General features: G+C 45.1%; 14 protein-coding genes. All 14 read left to right on the top strand.

The window, feature by feature from the left end; all coding sequences use genetic code 11:
- Positions 1-455 precede the first annotated feature (455 nt).
- The 14 genes from ACFP56_RS10045 (at position 456) to ACFP56_RS09980 (ending at position 21,390) form a co-directional block, all read left to right on the top strand.
- Positions 456-3,656 (top strand): alpha-amylase family glycosyl hydrolase, encoded by a 3,201-nt coding sequence (locus ACFP56_RS10045; RefSeq protein WP_379233935.1) that lies wholly within the window; start codon positions 456-458, stop codon positions 3,654-3,656.
- A gap of 160 nt (positions 3,657-3,816) precedes the next feature.
- Positions 3,817-5,403 (top strand): response regulator transcription factor, encoded by a 1,587-nt coding sequence (locus ACFP56_RS10040; protein ID WP_379233933.1) that lies wholly within the window; start codon positions 3,817-3,819, stop codon positions 5,401-5,403.
- Entirely contained in the window at positions 5,400-7,193 is a 1,794-nt protein-coding gene (locus ACFP56_RS10035; protein ID WP_379233931.1) for a sensor histidine kinase, read from the top strand. Before ACFP56_RS10040 ends, ACFP56_RS10035 begins: the two co-directional genes overlap by 4 nt.
- Before the next feature lie 107 nt (positions 7,194-7,300).
- The gene (locus ACFP56_RS10030; RefSeq protein WP_379233929.1) at positions 7,301-9,013 is read left to right on the top strand and encodes an ABC transporter substrate-binding protein; all 1,713 of its coding nucleotides are present in this window, start codon (positions 7,301-7,303) and stop codon (positions 9,011-9,013) included.
- 96 nt (positions 9,014-9,109) lie between these two features.
- Complete coding sequence (locus ACFP56_RS10025; protein WP_379233927.1) at positions 9,110-10,075, top strand: ABC transporter permease; 966 nt, start codon at positions 9,110-9,112, stop codon at positions 10,073-10,075.
- 15 nt (positions 10,076-10,090) lie between these two features.
- On the top strand, positions 10,091-10,996 hold the full coding sequence (locus tag ACFP56_RS10020; protein ID WP_379233925.1) for a carbohydrate ABC transporter permease: 906 nt from the start codon (positions 10,091-10,093) through the stop codon (positions 10,994-10,996).
- Positions 10,997-11,150: 154 nt separating this feature from the next.
- Positions 11,151-12,287 carry a glycosyl hydrolase family 8 gene (locus ACFP56_RS10015; protein ID WP_379233923.1) on the top strand — a complete coding sequence of 379 codons (1,137 nt, stop codon included), beginning with the start codon at positions 11,151-11,153 and terminating at the stop codon, positions 12,285-12,287.
- A 212-nt stretch (positions 12,288-12,499) separates the two neighbouring features.
- Positions 12,500-13,060 carry a glycerol-3-phosphate responsive antiterminator gene (locus ACFP56_RS10010; RefSeq protein ID WP_379233921.1) on the top strand — a complete coding sequence of 187 codons (561 nt, stop codon included), beginning with the start codon at positions 12,500-12,502 and terminating at the stop codon, positions 13,058-13,060.
- Between the two features lie 23 nt (positions 13,061-13,083).
- A complete protein-coding gene (glpK, locus tag ACFP56_RS10005; protein ID WP_379233919.1) occupies positions 13,084-14,574 on the top strand; it encodes a glycerol kinase GlpK in 1,491 nt (496 codons plus the stop codon).
- A gap of 196 nt (positions 14,575-14,770) precedes the next feature.
- Entirely contained in the window at positions 14,771-16,387 is a 1,617-nt protein-coding gene (locus tag ACFP56_RS10000; RefSeq protein ID WP_379234663.1) for a glycerol-3-phosphate dehydrogenase/oxidase, read from the top strand.
- Between the two features lie 83 nt (positions 16,388-16,470).
- Positions 16,471-17,361, top strand: coding sequence for an aldo/keto reductase (locus ACFP56_RS09995; protein ID WP_379234661.1), 891 nt, complete (start codon positions 16,471-16,473; stop codon positions 17,359-17,361).
- Between the two features lie 332 nt (positions 17,362-17,693).
- Complete coding sequence (locus ACFP56_RS09990) at positions 17,694-18,800, top strand: sugar ABC transporter substrate-binding protein (protein WP_379233917.1); 1,107 nt, start codon at positions 17,694-17,696, stop codon at positions 18,798-18,800.
- Between the two features lie 83 nt (positions 18,801-18,883).
- Positions 18,884-20,404, top strand: a complete 1,521-nt coding sequence (locus ACFP56_RS09985; RefSeq protein ID WP_379233915.1) for a sugar ABC transporter ATP-binding protein — start codon at positions 18,884-18,886, stop codon at positions 20,402-20,404.
- Positions 20,401-21,390: an ABC transporter permease gene (locus tag ACFP56_RS09980; protein WP_379233913.1), complete on the top strand. Its 990-nt coding sequence runs from the start codon at positions 20,401-20,403 to the stop codon at positions 21,388-21,390. Before ACFP56_RS09985 ends, ACFP56_RS09980 begins: the two co-directional genes overlap by 4 nt.
- Positions 21,391-21,418 lie beyond the last annotated feature (28 nt).

The raw sequence follows: 21,418 nt of genomic DNA, 5'->3' as shown, positions 1-21,418 counted from the left end.
CGGCTCGTTACATGTTTAGCGACTTTATTTTATGTAAATAAGTACATAGACATCAAACCCCATAATGGCAGTAGACAATAACACGGAGGTCACAGAAAAAAAGTGGGAGTGAATGGCAGGTTGCGTGTTGTAATGAGATCGAAAAGACGTTGCTCTGCTGTCAGTGCCTGCAGACAGGATAACGTCTTTTTTTGTTGTACAGCCGGCTACATATTTGTGCAAACGTTTGAATTTTTGGGTTGACAATATAATAAGAAACAAAGTAGTCTATAGGAAGCATAATAAATTACCAATAATTGCGCTTTCATTAGGATGAAGTTTTATTGAAAGGGTGTGGTAGATGCTAGAGTATTGCGAAAACGTTTGCACAATTCCTTGCATCATGGACTTATCAAGTCTTCACGAATATACAGAACAATTGCTTCTACATTAATTAATTTAGGGGAGGTACGTGTATGAAAAAACTAGCTCTAGTATGTTTGGCTTGGTTCATCGCACTTTCGGGCGTAATAACGATCGGTGGTCACTCTGTATCTGCTAATGTGAATTCAATGGCTTCATCAACAGCCGATGAATTTTCATGGGACAATGCTACAGTTTATTTTGTGATGACGGATCGGTTTGTTGATGGAGATCCGAGCAACAATCATTCCTATGGCAGGGAGCTCGATCAAAACGGCAATCCATACCCAGATTACAAATCAAAGGTGGGCACCTTTCACGGCGGAGATTTGAAAGGGCTTACACAAAAAATCAATGAAGGGTACTTTAACGATCTAGGTGTAAACGCGATCTGGATTACAGCGCCGTATGAACAAATTCACGGCTGGGTTGGTGGTGAAAGTTTCAGGCATTATGCGTATCACGGCTATTATGCATTGGATTTTACAGAGGTCGATCGGAATATGGGAACCGAAGAGGATTTTAGAACGTTTGTCGATACAGCACATTCTAATGGAATTCGCGTTGTGATGGATATTGTTCTGAACCATGCAGGCTATGAAACGATGAAGGACATGAGCGAATTTAATTTCGGACAACTGCAAAACGGCTGGCAAAACTATTACTACAATCAGCCAGAATCTGCAGCTCATTATAACACCTATGCTAATTACCTAGAGACGACAGATGCAGGCCGCTGGCTTAATTGGTGGGGAGCAGATTGGATTCGAGTGGATAAGCCTGGGTATTCAGCGTGCGGCTCATCAGATCAATTGATGTGTTTGTCTGGTCTGCCTGATTTCAAAACTGAATCGACCAATAGTGTAGGCTTGCCGCCACTGCTGCTTAACAAGTGGAGCGACGCGAAACGAGTTCAGGAGCAAGCAGAGCTGGATGCATTCTTTAATCGGTCAGGCAAGCCACGCACGGTCGCCAATTATTTGACAAAATGGCTGACAGATTGGGTTCGAGAGTATGGAGTTGACGGCTTCCGCGTCGATACGGCAAAGCACGTGGATCTAAGTATATGGAAGGGACTAAAGGAGGAAGCGGTATTAGCGCTTCGTGAATGGAAGTCAGCCAATCCAGACAAAAAGCTGGATGATCTCGATTTCTGGATGACGGGAGAAGTATGGGGGCATGGGGTAGGGCGCTCCAACTACTTTGATAACGGATTTGATTCGGTCATTAATTTTTCCTTCCAAGGCAGTGCAGGCAACTTGCAGGCCTTGCCATCTATTCATGCCGAATATGCATCGAAGATTAACTCAGACTCCAGCTTTAACGTATTATCTTATATTTCGTCACACGATACTTCGCTATTCAATCGCTCTAATTTGATCAATGGTGGCACGTCGCTGTTGCTGTTGCCTGGTGCCGTGCAAATATATTACGGGGATGAATCGGCACGACAGCCTATGGCTGCGCCTTGGGATCAGCCGACTAGATCCGATATGAATTGGAACTCCATCGACCAAGAAGTGTTGAGTCATTGGCAGAGGCTGGGACAATTCCGTAATCAGCATATCGCAATTGGAGCAGGGGAGCACCAGCAGCTTCAAGCCGCGCCATATACATTCAGCAGAACGTACAACAAGGAAGGCATACAGGATAAGGTCGTCGTAGTTATTGGGGCAAGTGGTACAACTGCGGTCAATGTAAGTTCAGTATATCCTGATGGAACGCTGGTCCGAGATTACTACGCGGGCGATGAAGGCATCGTGCAGAACGGACGTGTAAATGTAAATGCACATCCTAACGGCGTGATATTGCTCGAGGAGGTTCCAACGCCAGAGGTGAAAGTGTCCGCTTCTCCTGCAGGAGGAGGCTTTAGCAGCGATACACTCGAGCTTACATTAAATGTGCAGAATGCAGATACAGGACGCTACACTGTGGATGGCAGCGACCCTGCCGTCGCAGGCATCACTTATACGAATGGACAAAAGCTGACGATTGGTCATGGCATGGAGATCGGAGAGTCAGTAACCCTGAAGCTGTATGGCAGCAACGAACTGGGGATCGATACTAGACAATATACGTACGTGAAAACAGAAAGAAGCGTGCTGACGGTTCATTTCAAGAAGCCTGAAGCATGGGGGGCGCCACAGCTATATTACTATGAAACCAGTCCAAAACTGACTGAACCGACATGGGCGACAGCTCCATCCATGGTTTCACAAGGAAATGGATGGTACTCGTATACCATCGAGGATGCAGAGCGTGCGAGAGTTATTTTCAAGGATTCCAACGGTAATCAGCTCCCTGCAGCACAGCAAGCAGGATTGCTCGTTTCAGAGGAAAGCTGGTATGACAACGGTTGGGTGACAGATCCCACTGACCATCTAGCTCCTACGATTCCGACCAATGTGAGAGCGATTACTGCCTCGTCATCAACGATTCAGATTGCATGGGATGCATCGCAAGATAATGTGGCAGTTGCTGGGTATGAAGTATATCGTGAGGGCAGCATGATAGGAAAGACATCAGCCTTGTTCTATTCTGATAGTGGACTGCAACCAGATACCTCTTATCATTATACAGTTAAAGCCTATGACAGCGCGGGCAACAAATCATTAGAAAGTGAGCCGCTTAAGGTGTCAACGACGGAACGTTCAGCGTCGAATACAGCGACGATTTATTACAAACACGGCTTTAATGCCCCGTATTTTCATTATGCACCGAGTGGCGGATCGTGGACTGCTGTTCCAGGTGTGGCGATGACCGTTTCGGCAGAATATCCAGGTTACAGCGTCATTACAGTGGATCTTGGCACAGCAACGAGCATGCAGGCGGTGTTCAACAATGGCAGCGGAACCTGGGACAATAACGGAGGCAGGAACTATCTGTTTCCAGCAGGCATTTCTACATTTAATAATGGCGTAATTACATCTGGTGAGCCTACTGCTGTTCAGGAAGGATTGACAATACATTTAACGGTACCCGGTAATACACCTGCTAATGAGCCGATCTACATTGCAAGTAATATTTCGGGCTGGAATCCGGGTGATACAAGCAATCAATTAACACGCAACGCAGATGGAACATACAGCATTACGCTTCCTGTGGAATCTGGAACACAGCTTCAGTTCAAGTTCACAAGAGGTACTTGGAGCAGTGTTGAGGTGAACGCCGCAGGTGCTGATATTTCCAATCGTACCTATACGATGAATGGAAGCTCGCTATATCTCACGGTTCAGAGATGGAAGGATAGATAATTCAAGCTAACATTATTGCATACTGAGATCCGCTGCCTATAATTGGTGCGGGTCTTCTTTTTTCATAGCTTTGGCAGTGGACAATAACACGGCAGGGTTATATGATAATGGCATAGAAACCATCTTATTACAAGAAAAAAGCAGTGGAGAGGTGAATGGCATGTTGCGTGTATTGCTAGTAGACGATGAAACATTTTTTCGCCAAGGCTTGCGTGCGATTGTGGATTGGCAGTCCTGTGGTTACGAGGTAATTGGCGAAGAGGATAACGGTGAAGATGCCTTTCATTTTATCGTAAGGGAGCGTCCTGACGTTGTCATAACTGACATTCGAATGCCAGAGATTGATGGCCTGGAATTGATTCATAAAGTTGTACAGCAGGAAAAGCTAAAAACCAAATTTATAATTGTAAGCGGTTACGATGAATTCAAGTACGCACAACAGGCTGTAAAGTATGGAGTATGTGATTTTCTGCTTAAGCCAATTGATGAAAGTGGATTGGAGGAGACGCTGAAGCAGATCGCCGAAACAATCGAGCGAGAATCTCGGCAAAATGAGAAATCGATTACTCATCATAATCAAGAGCTGCTAAGTCAATTAGAGCTTGGAACGCTGTCAGAGTCGCAACTGCTCGACATCTATGACGGGCTTGATCTTGACCCTAAAGCGCCGCATTACTTTATCCTGCTTGAGTATCACTATGTTCCGGGGAGTGGTCGCAAGCAGGAAGCATTCACTTATAATCAGCTTCAACAGATTATACACACAATTCAGTCGATTCTTCCTTCACTCGGCATCAAGCATATGTTTCCGCAGCGAGGACAGCTTGGTGTTGTCGTACCGCAGGCGTTGATAAAGGAAAACTCTTCAATTCATATGGTCGTTAGACATTTATATAATCGATTGGCAGAAGAACACCAGCTGTATATTTACTATAGCAAAAAATGTACAGGCGTACATTTTTTGCAAGAAGCCTATCAAGGTGCATTGCATGCCGCTCAATTTAAATACATTGATGATCGTGCGCTATTTGACTACGCTGAGCTGAAAGAGCTGGAGCTGCGTACCATTATGCTCCCTTCAGACAGCTACAAGGAACTGCTTAATGAAATCGAAGCCAATCATGAGGAAGGAATAGAAGCAGAGCTGGATGCACTAATTGCACAATTCGGCAAGCAGCGCTGCTCTGTGGAAGCGGTGAAGGCAACCATTCATAAACTAGTGGCGGATTGTCTGCACATTGTTCAAACGATGCAAATTGACAAAGGGCGATTAAGTCATTTGCACGAGCTGATTGGCTGGGAATCCAACTATATGAACCGGGCGACGCTGCGCGAGCTGCTGTTGTCATTCGCATTGGATTGTAGTCGCTGCATTGCAGAGGAACGCAAGGAAATGGCGAAAGGCGGCATACAGCGCATTAAAAAATACATCGACCAGCATTACGCCGAGCCTATCAGTTTAAAATCAATTGCCGCTCGGTTTTATATTAATCCCGTCTATCTCGGTCAGCTTTTCAAAAAGAACTACCATCTATATTTCAATGAATATTTGCTTCAGCTTCGCATTCAAGAGGCTAAAAAACTACTTCGTCAAACCGATCTTAAAATCTATGAAATTGCTGAACGTGTTGGCTTCAGCCATCCCGAGTACTTTGTTTCTCAATTTGAAAAGCAGGAAAATCTATCGCCTACAGCGTATCGTCAAACGTTCAAAAACGGTATCAACACAGCAGGTGAAGGGCAATGAAATTTATCCAACGCATGAAGAATAATTTTCATTTGGACGATATTCGCCTGCGAAATAAGTTTTTTATTATGTATGTTTTATGCGTGTTTGTTCCGATTATTTGTACCAATATTATTTTTTACAATTTAATGAGCAACAATGTTCAGGAACAACGGATGGAGGATATTCAGATTTCACTAGCTCAAGTTCATCTTGAGCTGGAGCGCATGATCGAAGCGGCAGTAAGTGTATCCTGGGTGTTTTATACCGATTACAACCTATATCTCTTACTGGACTCGCAATATCACAATCCTGCTGATTTTGTAGCTGCTTATGATGGTTATATGCGGCGTATCCTCAATAGTTATACGCCGGTCTATACGTCAGTGCAAAATATTAAAATCTACGTCAATAATCCGATGTTGCTGCACTCTGGCGGTATTGCTTTTTTGTCTGATTCGACTCGTGACAGCGCTTGGTACAAAATGCTTGAGCAGAGAACGTCTAGCGAGCCGATTCTGGTTCGCGCCAGTAAAGAGGACAGCATATCATCAGGTCGAGTTGCGGAACCCCAAGACACATTTAATATTATTCGGGTAATGGATTATAACGATTCGCTTAATCATTGGGAAAAGGTGTTGAAGATCGAGCTGAAAACAGAATCCTTTGACCTTATTCTCGGCAATCTGAATATACCAGGCAGCGTCTATCTGGTTGATCCAAATGGCATGGTGCAGTATAGCACTAATCCTGACGTAAATTGGCGCTCAGAACATCTTCATATGAGCGAGATTAATGTCAATGGCGACATTGCCGTGTTTGAAGGGGAGCATTTCGATATGAATCCGCTGCAGGACTGGTACATTGTTGCTCATGTTGCGGAGGATCAGATCATGCATGAAGCGCCTGAAGCAAGGCAGTTTGTACTATGGTTTGCCTTAATGAATATTATGCTTGCAACCGTCATTATCGTGGTGATCTCTCGCTCAATTACGAAGCGTCTCGGTTTTCTGCTCGGACAGATGAAGCGCGTTAAAAACGGCAACTTTGATCTAGTAAACAAACGGGAATCAGTAGATGAGATTGGTCAAGTGACGACCGAATTTAATCGCATGACCAGGCAGATCAGCGCACTTATTAATGACGTGTATGTTGCAGATATTAAAGAAAAAAACATGGAGCTTGAGCATCGCTATGCGCAGCTTAATGCGCTGCAAAGTCAAATTAATCCTCATTTTCTATTCAACGCGCTGGAGACAATCCGAATGCGCAGTATGATGAAAAGCGAGAAGGAAACCGCGAAAATCATTCATAACATGGCCAAGCTGTTTCGCAGCTCGCTGACATGGAAACGAGATAAGATCAAATTAAAAGAAGAGGTAGAGTTTATTATCTGCTTCCTTGAAATTCAGAAGTATCGCTTTGCCGATCGACTGGACTACAGCATTGAGCTGGACTCCGAGGCTGAAAACTGCCTTGTTCCGAAAATGATCTACTTGCCCTTTGTTGAAAATGCATGCATTCATGGCGTCGAGAAGGTTAAGCGAGGTGGAAAAGTAATGATCTCACTAAAGGTGCTCCAGGATAAGCTGCATTTCCACATTGAGGACAACGGAGCGGGAATGGATGAGGAACAGGTGCAGAAGATCTATTCCTACCTGGAGGAAAATAAAGATCTTGGCGAGCGCATTGGCATGCAAAATGTTCTGTATCGTTTAAAGCTGTTTTACGAGGATCAATTTGAATTTTCGATAACGAGTCAGCAAGGGATAGGGACTTCAATTTCCCTTATTATACCTGCCCAACAATAAAAACTATAATTTTTATATTAGATTCTAAAGTTCTCTCACTGATCTTCGCATGTCCTCTTGTTACAATGTAAGTGCTTACAATTAAAGATTAAAGGGGATGAAATTGCATGAAGCGAAAAACACCAGTGTACATGGCAGCAATGCTTATGCTCGTGCTTGCGCTCGTCATTACGGGATGTGCAGGCAATAACGGTGGGAATACTCCATCTAACACTTCCAGTCCTGGAACAAACTCTGGAAACGAGGGCGGCAATGGGGAACAACCATTAGAAAAAGTAACATTTACGTACTTCAATGGTGCAGGTGCAGCTAAGGATATTAACACGAATGAAACAACACTAGGTAAAATTTTTGAAGATCAAACAGGTGTTAATTTTAAAATTGAAAACCTTGTAGGCGATTTAAATACAAAAATCGGTACAATGAATGCTTCTAGAAAATATCCAGATGTTCTTATTCCAGATGCAGCAATTGATGACGTAGTTGGTGCAGGCGGCTTCATCGATCTAACGGATCTTATTGAAGAGCATGGTCCAAACATTAAAAAGGCATATGGCAGCGATTTGGAGCGCATGAAAACAGAAGATGGAAAAATTTACTATCTTCCAATGTCTGCTCAAGTAGGCGAATTTATTCCTGACCCTAATATTGGTCAAGGTGCATTCTGGATTCAACGCCGCGTATTGAAGGAAGCAGGCTATCCAGAGGTTAAAACGATTGATCAATACTTCGATTTGATTCGCGACTACGTGAAAAAGCACCCAGAAGAAGGCTTGACAGGCTTTATTTCACTTACACATGACTGGAGATTCTTTGCTACAACGAATCCGCCAATGCATTTGGCAGGCTATCCAAATGACGGTGGCGTTATCGTTGATATGGATACGTTTGAGGCGAAAGTATATGCCAATAGCGACTATACAAAGCAATATTTGAAAATGCTTAATGAGCTGAATGCTGAAGGATTATTCGATAAATCATCCTTCATCGACAACTATGACCAGTACTTGGCTAAGCTGACTTCTGGTAAAGTTTTGGGTATGTTCGATTATGGCTGGCAAATCGCGAATGCACAAAATGTGTTAATGGATGCTGCTAAAGCTGATCCAGCACAAGATGATTTTGTATATTTCCCACTGCCAGTTACATTTGACGGACGTAAAGATCAATACTTGGATCCACCTTCCTTCGTTAAGAACCGTGGTATTGGTATTACAATCAGCGCACAAGACCCTGTACGTATTATCCAATACTTCGATAATATGTTGAAGGAAGAAAACCAAATTTTAAGAAGCTGGGGTATTGAAGGCGAAACGTATGAAATCGATGAAAACGGCCGCTACTACCGTACTCCTGAACAAATCGCTAAAATTGATGAAGCTTTCCGTGAATCATTCGGCTTCAAATACTTTGATTGGAACTGGCCGCTTTATAGCGCAAGCTCTACCTTCTCTAACGGCAATGCTGTATCTCCTGGTGTGCAGCCTGAGGTATTCCAGTTGAGCCTGACTGAAGCGGATAAAACTATCCTGAATGCATATGGCGCACAAACGTACGCTGAAATGTTCGCGGCTCCAGACGACCGCCCTTGGTTCCCTGCTTGGGGTATTCCTAAGGAGCAGGGCTCTCCAGAGCAAATCTATGAAACGAAGTCTGAGGAAGTTACTCGTAAATACTTCCCTAAGCTAGTGCTTGAAGAACCTTCGAAATTCGAAAGCAACTGGGAAGAATTCTTGAGTGAGTTCAATAAGCTGGATTATGCAGGCTATGAAGCCTTTATGACAGCAGAAGTTAAAAAGCTCATTGAAGAAACGAAATAAATGAGTATGAGTGGGACCATGCGCTGGTCACTTCGACCAGCGCGGGGTCCCTTCTTTCAACCGCAGAATGACTTAGCATGAGAGGAGAGTTTACCAATGGAACAGGTGGAGGTTGCTAAAACTGACCAGCATCCCAAAAAGACAACGAACAAGCTGGTAACGTTTTTACAGCGCTGTGTACGTCAGCATGCATTGTTAACAATGACAATTCCATTTTTAATATGGTTGTTTATCTTTAAGTATCTACCAATATGGGGCTGGACGATAGCTTTTCAAAATTATAAGCCAGCTAGAAGCTTTGCCGAGCAAGAGTGGGTGGGCTTTCAACATTTTATGTTCCTTTTCGAGGATGAACGATTTTTAAGAGTATTGCGCAACACGCTTGCGATGAGCGGGATTAATCTTATTTTAGGCTTTGTAACCGCGATTACACTTGCATTATTGCTTAATGAGGTTCGTATTGTTGTATTTAAACGAGTCGTACAAACGATAAGCTACCTGCCACATTTTATTTCGTGGGTTGTTGCAGCAGGTATTGTTCAGCAGACGTTGTCGCCTGATGGCATTATTAATGATTTACTGATGCGTTTCGGATTCATTAAAGAGGATATTTTATTTTTAGGTATCGGTGAATATTTTTGGGGAATATTTGGAGCAGCCACCGTATGGAAGGATGTCGGGTGGAATACGATTGTCTACTTGGCAGCGATGACCATGATTGATCCGGCTCAATATGAAGCCGCAGAAATCGATGGGGCAGGACGCTTGCAGCGAATGTGGCATATTACGCTTCCAGGCATAAAATCAGTTATTGTCGTGCTGCTCATTATGAATATCGGATATTTGCTTGAGTCAGGCTTTGAGCCGCAATATCTACTCGGTAACGGTATGAACGTTGATTATTCAGAGAATATAGATATCTTCGTGCTGAAATACGGGATAGCACAAGGTAACTTCTCTTTATCGATAGCTGCGGGCATGTTCAAAACAGTAGTCAGCTTCATCCTGCTGTTTGCAGCCAATAATATAGCGAAACGCTTAGGCGAAGCGAGACTTTACTAGAAAGCAGGTGAGAGAATGCGTACTAATTATTCTACGAGCGACAAAATCTTTGATTACGTGAACTATGCCTTGTTGACGTTGCTCATGATTGTGACGCTATATCCGTTTCTTAATACACTTGCCATTTCCTTTAATGACGCTAAGGATTCCATTCGTGGTGGGATATATCTATGGCCGAGGGAATGGTCACTGGATAACTATAAGTATATACTTTCAGAGAAAAGCATCTATAATGCTACAATGATTTCAATTCTAAGAACCGTGATCGGTACCGTTGTAACCGTGTTTTGCTCGGCAATGGTAGCGTATGCGATCAGCAGACAGGACTTTGTACTGCGTAAATTTGTGACGGTCGCATTTATTTTAACGATGTATATTAATGGTGGTTTGATTCCGAACTTCCTGTTGATTCGCGATCTTAATTTGCTTGATTCGTTTTGGGTGTATATATTGCCAGGCATTATCGGGGTATTCAATCTTATCATTATTCGTTCCTTTATTGATGGACTTCCGGAAAGCATTCTGGAATCAGCTCGAATTGATGGCGCGGGTGACTATCGAACCTTCTTCAGCATCGTGCTGCCGTTATGCGTACCTGTTCTTGCTACAGTTGCGTTATTTAGCGGGGTATTTCAATGGAACTCATGGTTTGACGTGTTCCTGTACAACTCCTCAACGATTGAGCTAAGTACACTGCAATATGAGCTGCAAAAGATTCTACAGAACTCCAACGCATCAATGACTGCTAGAACTGGAACAGATGTTATTGCAGGAGGAAACTTGCAGAACCAGAGCCAGGTTACACCAACCGCTGTTCGGGCTACGATGACAATCGTTGCATCAGTGCCAATTATAATGGTGTACCCATTCCTGCAAAAGTACTTCGTTAAAGGTATGATGGTCGGCGGCGTTAAAGGATAATGGAAGACGTAAGTTAAAGAATGAAGAGATAAAAAGGTTAAATTTACACAGTAAATGCTATACTTTGACCTGTTAGAAATAAGCCTATGCTGCTTTATAATGGTCTACATTCACATTGTTTTAACACTAAAATAAATAGAATGGATGATGGCTGATGACAAGTACAATCAAGCAAGGTGCTTATTATACAGGACAATATCGCAATTTATTCGCTGAATACGGTTACAGTGAAGCAGATATTGCCAAAAAAGTACAGGACACATGGGATGCGTTGTTCGGCGAGGACGAATCCACGAAAATTTATTATGAGCTCGGTGAAGACAAGGGCTATTTGCTTGATACGGGTAATATAGATGTTCGTTCTGAGGGCATGTCCTATGGCATGATGATGGCAGTCCAATATGATCGTCAAGATATATTCGACAAGCTATGGAACTGGACGTACAGCTATATGTATATGACAGAAGGCATTCATAAGGGTTACTTTGCGTGGTCCTGTCAACCAGACGGCACGCGCAATGCGCAAGGGCCTGCGCCAGACGGCGAGGAGTACTTTGCACTAGCGTTGTTTTTTGCAAGCAATCGCTGGGGAGACCGCGAAGCGCCTTACAACTACAGTCAGCAGGCGAAGGATCTGCTTCGTACTTGTATTCATCAGCAGCCACCGGGCTTTCCGATGTGGAATCCCGACAATAAGCTGATCAAATTTGTGCCAGAGGTGGAGTTTTCCGATCCGTCATACCATCTGCCTCATTATTACGAGCTGTTTGCACTGTGGGCATATGAAGAGGACCGTCAGTTCTGGAAAGAGGCTGCTCAGGCAAGCCGCGATTATATTCATATCAGCTGTCATCCCGAAACAGGCTTAGCTGCAGAATATGCGCATTATGACGGTACACCGAATCATGTTCGTGGCTTTGGTTATTTCTTCAGCGATTCATACCGTGTAGCAGCTAATATTGGTCTGGACTTCGAATGGTTTGGTGTTGATCCAAGGCAACAGGATATCGCGAATCGCATTCAGGCATTTTTCGCAGATAAGCATCCTGACGATTATCGCCGTTATACAATTGAAGGCGAGCCGTTTGAAGAAAAATCGCTTCATCCTGTAGGCCTCTTGGCAACGAATGCGCAAGCGTCCTTGGCAGCGAGCGATCAAGAAACAGCAAAGGCAGCTGTAGATTTACTATGGAATACACCAGTTCGCACAGGCGAGCGTCGCTACTATGACAACTGTCTGTACATTTTTGCGATTCTTGCATTAAGCGGCAACTATCGTATTTATGCGTAAGCAACTAGTGAGCTAGCTGCAAGAGCCCGTCTAGAGGAAAGATTCCTTTAGACGGGCTCTTTTTCGCATAGGGAGTGCACGTAGGCAGCGATTAACGCTTGACGCGGCAATAGATAGCCGTTCATAATATGGTCGAACAAACAAATGACAGCATTTACATTTTCAATTATAAATTGCATTATGAACGTCACAGCACGCAAGGGGAGGAAGCGATGAGCCACCATCTGGTTAATCAATCGGTTTTACCAGCTGTTCATAAGATGAAGGAGGTAGAGAAGGTGCTTGCCTCTTCACATCAGTATATGGTACTGCTAGGCGGCCATATCGGTCAGCTGAAGCATGTTGTTGACCTGGCGAAGGAGCATGGCAAGCAGGTGCTGCTGCACGCTGATCTAATTGACGGCTTGAAAAACGATGAACCTGCGGCAGACTTTCTGTGTCAATCCATCCGCCCCTCAGGCATTATTTCAACGCGAGCAAGCGTTGTTATGCGAACGAAGCAACGAGGGCTGATTGCGATTCAACGTATGTTTTTGATCGATAGTGATGCGATGGAACGAAGCTATCGAATGATTGAAAAATCAAACCCTGATTATATTGAAGTACTCCCTGGTATTATTCCCGAGATGATTAAGGAAGTGAAGGAGCATACAGGTATTCCTGTTATCGGTGGTGGTCTGATTAAAACTCATCAGCATATAACCGATGCACTGGAAGCAGGAGCAACGGCAATTACGACCTCACGCAAGGAGCTATGGACCTATCGAAAATAAATGGAGATCGAGGAGGAGATCAGATGGCAACATTTATGATGGCGATTGACCAGGGAACGACGAGCACAAGGGCACTGCTTATTAACAAGCAAGGGGAAATTGCGGCAATCGAGCAGGAAGAGCTGCCACTTATCTATCCACAGCCCGGTCATGTTGAGGTTGATGCCGATCTGTTGTGGGACTCGACACTGCGCGTTATGCAGCAGCTGTTAAAGAAGAATGGAATAAACGCTGCTGATGTGCAGGGCATCGGCATCACGAATCAGCGTGAAACGACGGTGATCTGGAACAAGGAGACAGGAAAACCGATCTACCATGGCCTCGTATGGCAATCCAGACAAACCGCAGGCATTTGCGAGAGCTTGAAGGCAGACGGTTATGAAGCGTTGTTCAAGCAGAAGACAGGTCTCGTGCTTGATCCTTACTTTTCAGGGACGAAGGTCAAATGGGTGCTTGACCACGTAGAAGGTGCGCGTGCATTGGCAGAGCAGGGCAAGCTGCTGTTCGGCACCGTCGAGAGCTGGCTCATCTGGAAACTGACGGATGGGAAGGTGCATATTACAGATGTGTCTAACGCCTCTCGCACACTGATGTTTAACATTTACGCAAGAGCATGGGATGAGGAACTGCTGCGGCTGCTTACCATTCCTGCTTCGATGCTGCCAAAGGTTAGATCTTCCTCTGAACTGTACGGTTACACGGATACGTCGATTCTCGGAGCTGCTGTACCTATCGCGGGTGCTGCTGGTGATCAGCAGGCCGCATTGTTCGGTCAGCAAGCCTTTCATATTGGCGATACGAAAAACACATACGGCACGGGCTGCTTTATGCTGATGAATACAGGTGACAAGCCGATTGCCTCCAAGCATGGGCTGCTGACAACGATAGCATGGGAAATCGACGGCAAGCTGGAGTATGCACTGGAAGGAAGCGTATTTGTTGCAGGAGCAGCTATCCAATGGCTGCGAGATGGGCTGAGCATCATTCAGCAAGCAGGCGAGACATCGGAGATTGCAGCTCAACTAGACTCAACTGGGGGTGTCTACGTTGTCCCTGCTTTTGTCGGATTAGGCACGCCGTACTGGAATAGTGATGTGCGAGGTTCAATGTTCGGTATTACGCGTGGAACGACGAGGGCGCACATCGTTCGTGCTGTACTGGAGTCACTAGCCTATCAGTCACGCGAGCTGGTTGCTGTCATGGAAGAGGATTCTGGCGTTAAGCTATCGAAGTTGGCTGTTGATGGCGGAGCGATACAAAATGATTTTCTGATGCAATTTCAAAGTGACATATTAGGCATTGAGGTTGAACGTCCGCAAATTAGCGAGTCGACAGGGCTGGGCGCTGCCTTTTTAGCAGGTCTTGCCGTAGGCTTCTGGAGCAGCAAGGAGGAGCTCGCTGGTCTTCGCAAGATCGAATGCACCTTCACTCCGCTAATGGCAGAGCAGGAGCGTGAAGCCTTGTTTAAGGGCTGGCTGAAAGCCGTCAAAGCCGCAATGGCGTTTTGTGATTAACTGTAGTATAATAGCAGCAAGTTAATAATTTGGTTGGAGATATGGAGAAACCGCGAATGCCGTTTGAGAGATCGAACGGCTTCCGAGGTTTCTCCTTTTTTGTTTTACTATACAAACAACGTGGAAATGGGTGATGAGAGTGAAAAACAAGCAAAGGTCATTCAGTGTATGGGATCGTAAGGAACTGCTTAAACAGATGGCTGGAGGGCAGCTGGATGTGCTCGTAATCGGCGGGGGAATTACAGGAGCGGGAATCGCGCTTGATGGAGCAGCCAGAGGGCTTAAGATAGGCTTAATCGAAATGCAGGATTTTGCAGGAGGAACTTCAAGTCGTTCTACGAAGCTGGTACATGGCGGACTGCGTTACTTGAAGCAGATGGAGATTGGGGTAGTGGCTGAAGTTGGCAAGGAGCGTGAAATCGTTTATGAAAATGGACCGCATGTCACATCACCAGAGTGGATGCTGCTGCCACTATATGAAGGGGGAACATTCGGGAAATTTACGACCTCGATCGGTTTAAGAGTATACGACTTTCTTGCGGGCGTTAAGAAAAACGAGCGCAGATCAATGCTAACCCCGCAGGAAACGTTAATGAAGGAGCCATTGCTGAAGCAGGATGGACTTAAGGGGGGCGGCTATTATGTTGAATATCGCACGGATGATGCGCGCTTAACAATAGAGGTAATGAAGAAGGCATGCGAGCTTGGGGCTATCGCGATCAACTATGCGAAGGCAGAGCAGCTGCTGACGGATGAACATGGCAAATTAACAGGCATTGAGGTGCGCGATCAAATTACAAACGACGTGTATGCACTGCATGCGAAAAAAATCATTAACGCCGCTGGGCCTTGGGTCGATACGATTCGTGAGCTGGACGGTTCTAAAACTGGAAAGACGCTGCGCTTGACGAAGGGGGTTCATCTCGTATTTGACCAGTCGCGGTTTCCGCTAAGACAGGCGATTTATTTTGATATCCCGGATGGCCGCATGGCATTTGCAATCCCGCGTGAAGGGAAGACATACCTTGGTACAACCGATACAAATTATCACGGTGATATTGCCAGTCCAGTTGCAACAGCAGAAGATCGTCATTATTTGTTAAAGGCGGCTAATCATCTGTTCCCAAGCCTTGGCTTGTCTGATAGTGATATCGAGTCAAGCTGGGCAGGACTAAGACCGCTTATTCATGAGGAAGGCAAGGATCCGTCGGAAATCTCGCGCAGAGATGAAATGTTTGTATCTGATTCTGGCTTAATCTCCATCGCTGGGGGCAAACTGACCGGCTATCGGAAAATGGCTGAGGATGTTATTAATAAAACGCTAGAGCTGATGCGAGGCGAGGGGGAATCGTTGCAAGCTGCTTCGATATCAACGCGAACGATCCCGATATCAGGCGGTGACTTTGGCGGCTCTAGCAAAATGGCTGGTTATATGGATAGCAAAATCAGTGAAGGAATGAGGCTAGGGCTAAGCAAAGAGGTTGCCGCTCTATTAACCAAGCGTTATGGCACTAATATAGATGTCGTTTATGCACTTGCACAGGATGCGATTCAATGGGGAGTTCGTTACAAGCTGAACGCGCTGCATGCTATCATGCTAAGCTACTCCTTAAAGCATGAGATGGCCGTTAAGCCTGTTGATTATTTCATTCGACGGACAGGAAATCTCTTCTTCCGAATCGAAGAGGTCGAAACTTGGAAGCAGCCAGTGCTGCACGCCATGTCAGCCGTGCTTGGCTGGAGCGAGGAGCAGCTAGTCGCGTATGAAGAGGAGCTTGAGCTCAGCATTGAGCAAGCAAAACATGCACACTAGAAGAGACAACTTATCGTGAGAATCTTCCAAAAAGAGGGTATACTGATAGCGTAAGATCTTTAAGGAGGCGAATGAGGATGCAGATGAACTATCGTATATTGGGAAGAACAGAGCTGAATGTTTCAGTCATTGGAGTAGGAACGTGGCAGTTTGGCGGTGAATGGGGCATGAATTATACTCAAGAGATGGTCGATCAGATACTAGATGCAGCTCATGAGGTTGGCATTAATTTGATAGATACGGCCGAATGCTACGGTGACCATTTGTCAGAGCAGTTAATAGGCGGCTATATTAGTCGACATAAACGTGAAGATTGGATTATCGCAACCAAATTCGGTCATGAGTTTCATAATCTGTTCTCACGTACGGATCGCTTCGATAGCCAAAGTGTCGTAAAACAGCTCGATAATTCCTTAAAGGCGTTGCAGGTGGACTATATTGATCTCTATCAATTCCACTCTGGGCCAGATGCGGCTTTTGATCAGGATGAGCTGTGGGAAACGCTTGATAAGCAAGTTCAAGCAGGGAAGATTCGTCATCTGGGCATTTCGATTGGTAAAAACAATAATATCCATCAAGTGAAGCGTGCGACTGAGGTTGGTGCCAAGGCGATTCAGGTCGTTTATAATCGTCTGGATCGTGTGCCAGAAGAAGAAGTCTTTCCAGCGTGTGCCAAGCAAGATCTGGGTGTGCTTGCACGAGTCCCGCTTGCAAGTGGATTTTTAAGCGGCAAGTACAAGCCAGGCGCAACGTTCGCCAGCAATGATGTTCGACATCGACAGGATGCAGAGCATCAAGCGAAGCTGCTGCAGGAGGTAGAGCGAATTGCACAAGAGGAGCTGCCAGAGGGCGTCGATATGGCGAGCTGGGCACTGGCATGGTGTTTAAAGCATGATGCTGTAACTACAGTAATCCCGGGCTGCAAAACTGCTGAGCAGGTTAGGGCTAACGCAGCTGCTGTAGCTTTGCTGTAATGTTACGTCATTCAAAGTGCAGGAAGAAAACACGAACAATATTCAGTAGAATTTAAAGATGATTAAGTAAAAAGCATAATTATAACGAAGAGATTACTGTGAAAAGGCAGTAATCTCTTGTTTTTTACGAATCATGTATAAAAATAAATAATAATCTATCTTTATAAATTGTTCATAATCTACTATAATACAAGAGTCTGAACTTATCAGATTCTACTAAAATCGACATTTCGGTTGAAAACAGGAAAAAATATATTGACACTTCCAAATAAATCCGATAGGATTACTTTGTATTAATTAACGAATAAGCAGTCATAAAAGGGGAGAGTTCAATGAAATCTAGCAAGTTGTATTCACTAGTTGTGCTTTTATTAGCAGCAGTTTTGGTCGTAACAGCATGCGGAAACAATGGCGGTTCATCTTCTGCCGGTCTGCCTCAAGTGAAAAACCTTCCAGCTGCGTTGGCTGAAAAGGGCGAAATTAAAATTAAAGTAATCCGTAAAATCGGCGGAGATGATCATACAGCACAGTTCCTTGCTGGTGCGAAGCAAGAAGGTGAATCGCTTGGCTTTAAAGTAGATACGTTCTCTGCAAACGGCGATACGCTGAAGTTCCATGAGGCGCTGGAGCAAGCGGCAAACGAGAATATTGATGCCGTTATCGTATCTCACGGCGATGATGCAAGAGCAGTTGAGCTTGTGCAAGCTATTCGCGATAAAGGAATCGAGGTCGTTACCTTTGATTCTGTTGATGAGATGCAAGAGATCGATGGTGTAACGGTTACTTCTCAAAATGACCACTCGCTTGCTAGACTTGCGCTAGATCATTTAGTTCAAGAAACAGGCGGCGAAGCGAACATTCTATACCTGTGGGTTGATGGATTCCCGGCAATGGTTCGTCGCAACCAGGTTTATCAAGAGGTGCTAGCTGCAAACCCTGGCATTGTTGAACTGGATCGTTACGGGGTAGCGAATGACAATACATCAGTTGATACACAAGATGCGGTAGCTGCATTATTGTCGAAATATCCAAAAGGCGAGCTTGATGCGATATTCGCGACATGGGATGCGTTTGCGATTGGGGCATATCGCGCTTTAGTTGAAGCAGGACGCACAGAGGTTAAAATTTACGGAATTGACGTTTCTAATCCGGATCTTGAAGCGATTCAAGCAGAGAACAGCCCTTGGGTGTCTACTGCAGCCGTTGATCCGAAGCTGATCGGTGCAGTGAACGTTCGCCTTGCAGCGAAAAAGCTTGCAGGTGAAGATACACCAGATTCGTATAACCTTGATGCCAGCCTTATTAAGCAAGAGAGTTTGAAGTCAGCTGCAGAGGCAGTTAAAATGGATGAACTTAGTGCAATTATCCCTGGCTGGGGTACTAGCGAAGCATTCATTGAGGACTGGATGAAGGAATTAAAAGAAGCGACTAAAAAGTAAGACTACAATATCGTAGAGCGCCATTCTCATGTGGTATAGTGAGAATGGCGCTCTATATCCTGTTTTGAAGGTGGTGGAAGCAGTTGACTCGCAACCAGCAAGTGAAGCTAGAAATGAAAGAAATATCGATTGCCTTCCCTGGTGTACAAGCTCTTTCCTCTGTACATTTTCAGATGATGTCAGGTACGTCGCATGCATTGATCGGTGCTAATGGAGCAGGGAAATCAACGCTGATGAAGGTTTTAGCGGGCGCGTACGATCACTATACGGGTACGATTGAATTGGACGGCAAACCGCTTACGATACGCAATCCGAAGGATTCGAAGGATTATGGCATTCAGATTGTCTATCAAGAGGTCGATATGCTGCTTATTCCGAATCTAAGTGTAGCTGAAAATATTATGCTGGAGAAGCTTGTACACGGTTCCAAGGGTAAAGCTGCTGTGAACTGGAGGTCTATCCATGCAGAGGCTTTGCAGATTATGCAGCGTATAGGATTAGAGCTTCCTACTGGAAAACTGGTGCAGGAGCTAACGCTTGCAGAGAAGCAGCTCGTTCTCATTGCACGCGCAGTATCTACGTCCTGCAAGTTTTTAATACTTGATGAACCAACAGCGCCGCTTAGTGATAGTGAAACCTCGCGGCTGTTTGCGTTGATCGAGCGTTTAAAGCAGGAAGGAGTCGGCATTATTTTCATTTCTCATCGCTTGCCAGAATTGTTTCAGATTTGCGATGATATTACGATTCTTCGCGATGGTCAGCTTGTTATTTCGGCTCCAATTCATTCTATGGACCAAGCACAGGTTGCGCAGCATATGCTTGGCGCTCAGCTGCAGGGTCAATTTCCGCATCGCGAAGCAAGTGTTGGCGAGCTAGTGTTTGAAGCCGAGAACGTAGCGGATTATGATAAGGTTCATGGTGTAACGCTGCGTGTTCATAAAGGCGAAATCGTTGGCATTGCCGGTCTGGTCGGAGCAGGCAAAACCGAGCTATGCCGCATTCTGTTTGGTGCGGCTCCCAAGCGAAGCGGCACTGTTCGAGTTGCAGGCAACACGCTGAGCTACAAGCAGCCGTATCAAGCGGTTGCAGCAGGGCTTGCGATGATTCCAGAGGAACGTCGGCGAGAAGGGATTTTCGTTGATGAATCGGTGGGCGTAAACCTAACCGTATCGAATTTGACGCCGCATACTTCGATGAAGACATGGATCAATAAAGCAAAGGAAAAGCTCGCCTCCCAGTCGATGATTAGCAAGCTTGGCATTAAGACACCAAGCGAAGCAACGCGCGTTTCCAACCTGTCAGGTGGTAACCAGCAAAAGATCGCAATTGGCAAATGGCTGCTCGCTGATGCGCAGATTTATATCTTCGATGAACCGACCAAGGGAGTTGATGTTGGGGCGAAGCGGGATATTTACAATTTGATTGCGGAGCTGGCGAAGCAAGGCAAAAGCGTTTTTTTTGCATCTAGTGAAACGAACGAAATGATCGGGATCACGGATCGGATGTATGTCATGTACGACGGGAAGGTAGCGAAGGAGCTAATTACCTCGCAAACGACGGAAGAAGAAATTATGGTTTACAGTACGGGAGGTCAGGCAGAATGAAGGCAGCGAATGTAAGCAGCAGGAAGGGATTCGATTTTATTGAATTTCTGTATAAGTACGGAACACTCATTACAATTGTTCTGCTCATAGCGTTTTTTGGAGTCGTGACTGACAATTTTCTGACGCAGAGTAATATTATTACAATCCTTCGCAACATCTCGATTACGACGATTATTGCAATAGGATTAACCTTGTCGCTTTCCGTTGGTGGCTTTGACTTGTCTGTCGGCTCAACAGCTTCACTTGCCAACGCAGTCGTGATCTCCATGTTTGTATGGTATAGTCAGAATATAGTCGTAAGTATTCTTGTTGTGCTTATACTATGTGCATTAGTTGGCGTAATTAATGGCTTTTTGGTCACGAGCTTCAAGATACAGGATATGCTCATGACGCTCGCGACAATGTTTATCATCCAGGGGGTAGCGCAAACCTATACAAGAGGGGCCACGATCTCACAAAATATGATTATGCCTAGCGGTGATTATGCGCCAGGATCAATTCCAGCTGTATTTGGCGCTTTAGGCAAAGAGCCGTGGCTTATTATTATTATGTTTGTAGCGGTGTTGCTTGTGCATTTGCTGCTTAACCATACGAAGTACGGCCGTTATATGTATATGATTGGCGGCAATCCAGAAGCTGCGAAGCTTTCAGGTATTCAAGTACGCAAATACCGTTTTATCGCCTATGTACTGGCTGCATTGTTTGCTGGTATTGGCGGGATGATCCTTGCAGCTCGCGTTATGACAGCGGAGGTCAATGCAGGCTCGCCTTATCTGATGAATGCTGTTGCAGCTGCCTTTATTGGCTACTCTGTGCTTGGCTCCGGTAAGCCGAACGCATTTGGTACATTAATCGGAGCGGTGCTGATCGGCATTCTGCAAAACGGGCTGGTTATGATATCCGTACCTTATTACGCCACCGATATCGTAAAAGGAGCAGTGCTTGCTTTGGCGCTTGGCATCACGTATTACAAGCGTAAGCATTGACGAAGATGAACGACAGCCTGATAGATGT

The organism is Paenibacillus septentrionalis, assembly GCF_042659865.1.
GTDB lineage: Bacteria > Bacillota > Bacilli > Paenibacillales > Paenibacillaceae > Pristimantibacillus > Pristimantibacillus septentrionalis.
Note: the sequence above shows the minus strand (reverse complement) of the source record. Positions and strands in the feature narration are given on the sequence as shown.

Bases quoted from the DNA above. Each gene is read 5' to 3' on its own strand.
- ACFP56_RS10035 (WP_379233931.1), top strand. From the start codon at position 5,400: ATGAAATTTATCCAACGCATGAAGAATAATTTTCATTTGGACGATATT.
- ACFP56_RS09990 (WP_379233917.1), top strand. From the start codon at position 17,694: ATGAAATCTAGCAAGTTGTATTCACTAGTTGTGCTTTTATTAGCAGCA.
- ACFP56_RS10020 (WP_379233925.1), top strand. From the start codon at position 10,091: ATGCGTACTAATTATTCTACGAGCGACAAAATCTTTGATTACGTGAAC.
- ACFP56_RS09980 (WP_379233913.1), top strand. From the start codon at position 20,401: ATGAAGGCAGCGAATGTAAGCAGCAGGAAGGGATTCGATTTTATTGAA.
- ACFP56_RS10000 (WP_379234663.1), top strand. From the start codon at position 14,771: ATGGCTGGAGGGCAGCTGGATGTGCTCGTAATCGGCGGGGGAATTACA.
- glpK (WP_379233919.1), top strand. From the start codon at position 13,084: ATGGCAACATTTATGATGGCGATTGACCAGGGAACGACGAGCACAAGG.
- ACFP56_RS10015 (WP_379233923.1), top strand. From the start codon at position 11,151: ATGACAAGTACAATCAAGCAAGGTGCTTATTATACAGGACAATATCGC.
- ACFP56_RS10030 (WP_379233929.1), top strand. From the start codon at position 7,301: ATGAAGCGAAAAACACCAGTGTACATGGCAGCAATGCTTATGCTCGTG.
- ACFP56_RS10025 (WP_379233927.1), top strand. From the start codon at position 9,110: ATGGAACAGGTGGAGGTTGCTAAAACTGACCAGCATCCCAAAAAGACA.
- ACFP56_RS10045 (WP_379233935.1), top strand. From the start codon at position 456: ATGAAAAAACTAGCTCTAGTATGTTTGGCTTGGTTCATCGCACTTTCG.
- ACFP56_RS10010 (WP_379233921.1), top strand. From the start codon at position 12,500: ATGAGCCACCATCTGGTTAATCAATCGGTTTTACCAGCTGTTCATAAG.
- ACFP56_RS09995 (WP_379234661.1), top strand. From the start codon at position 16,471: ATGAACTATCGTATATTGGGAAGAACAGAGCTGAATGTTTCAGTCATT.
- ACFP56_RS10040 (WP_379233933.1), top strand. From the start codon at position 3,817: ATGTTGCGTGTATTGCTAGTAGACGATGAAACATTTTTTCGCCAAGGC.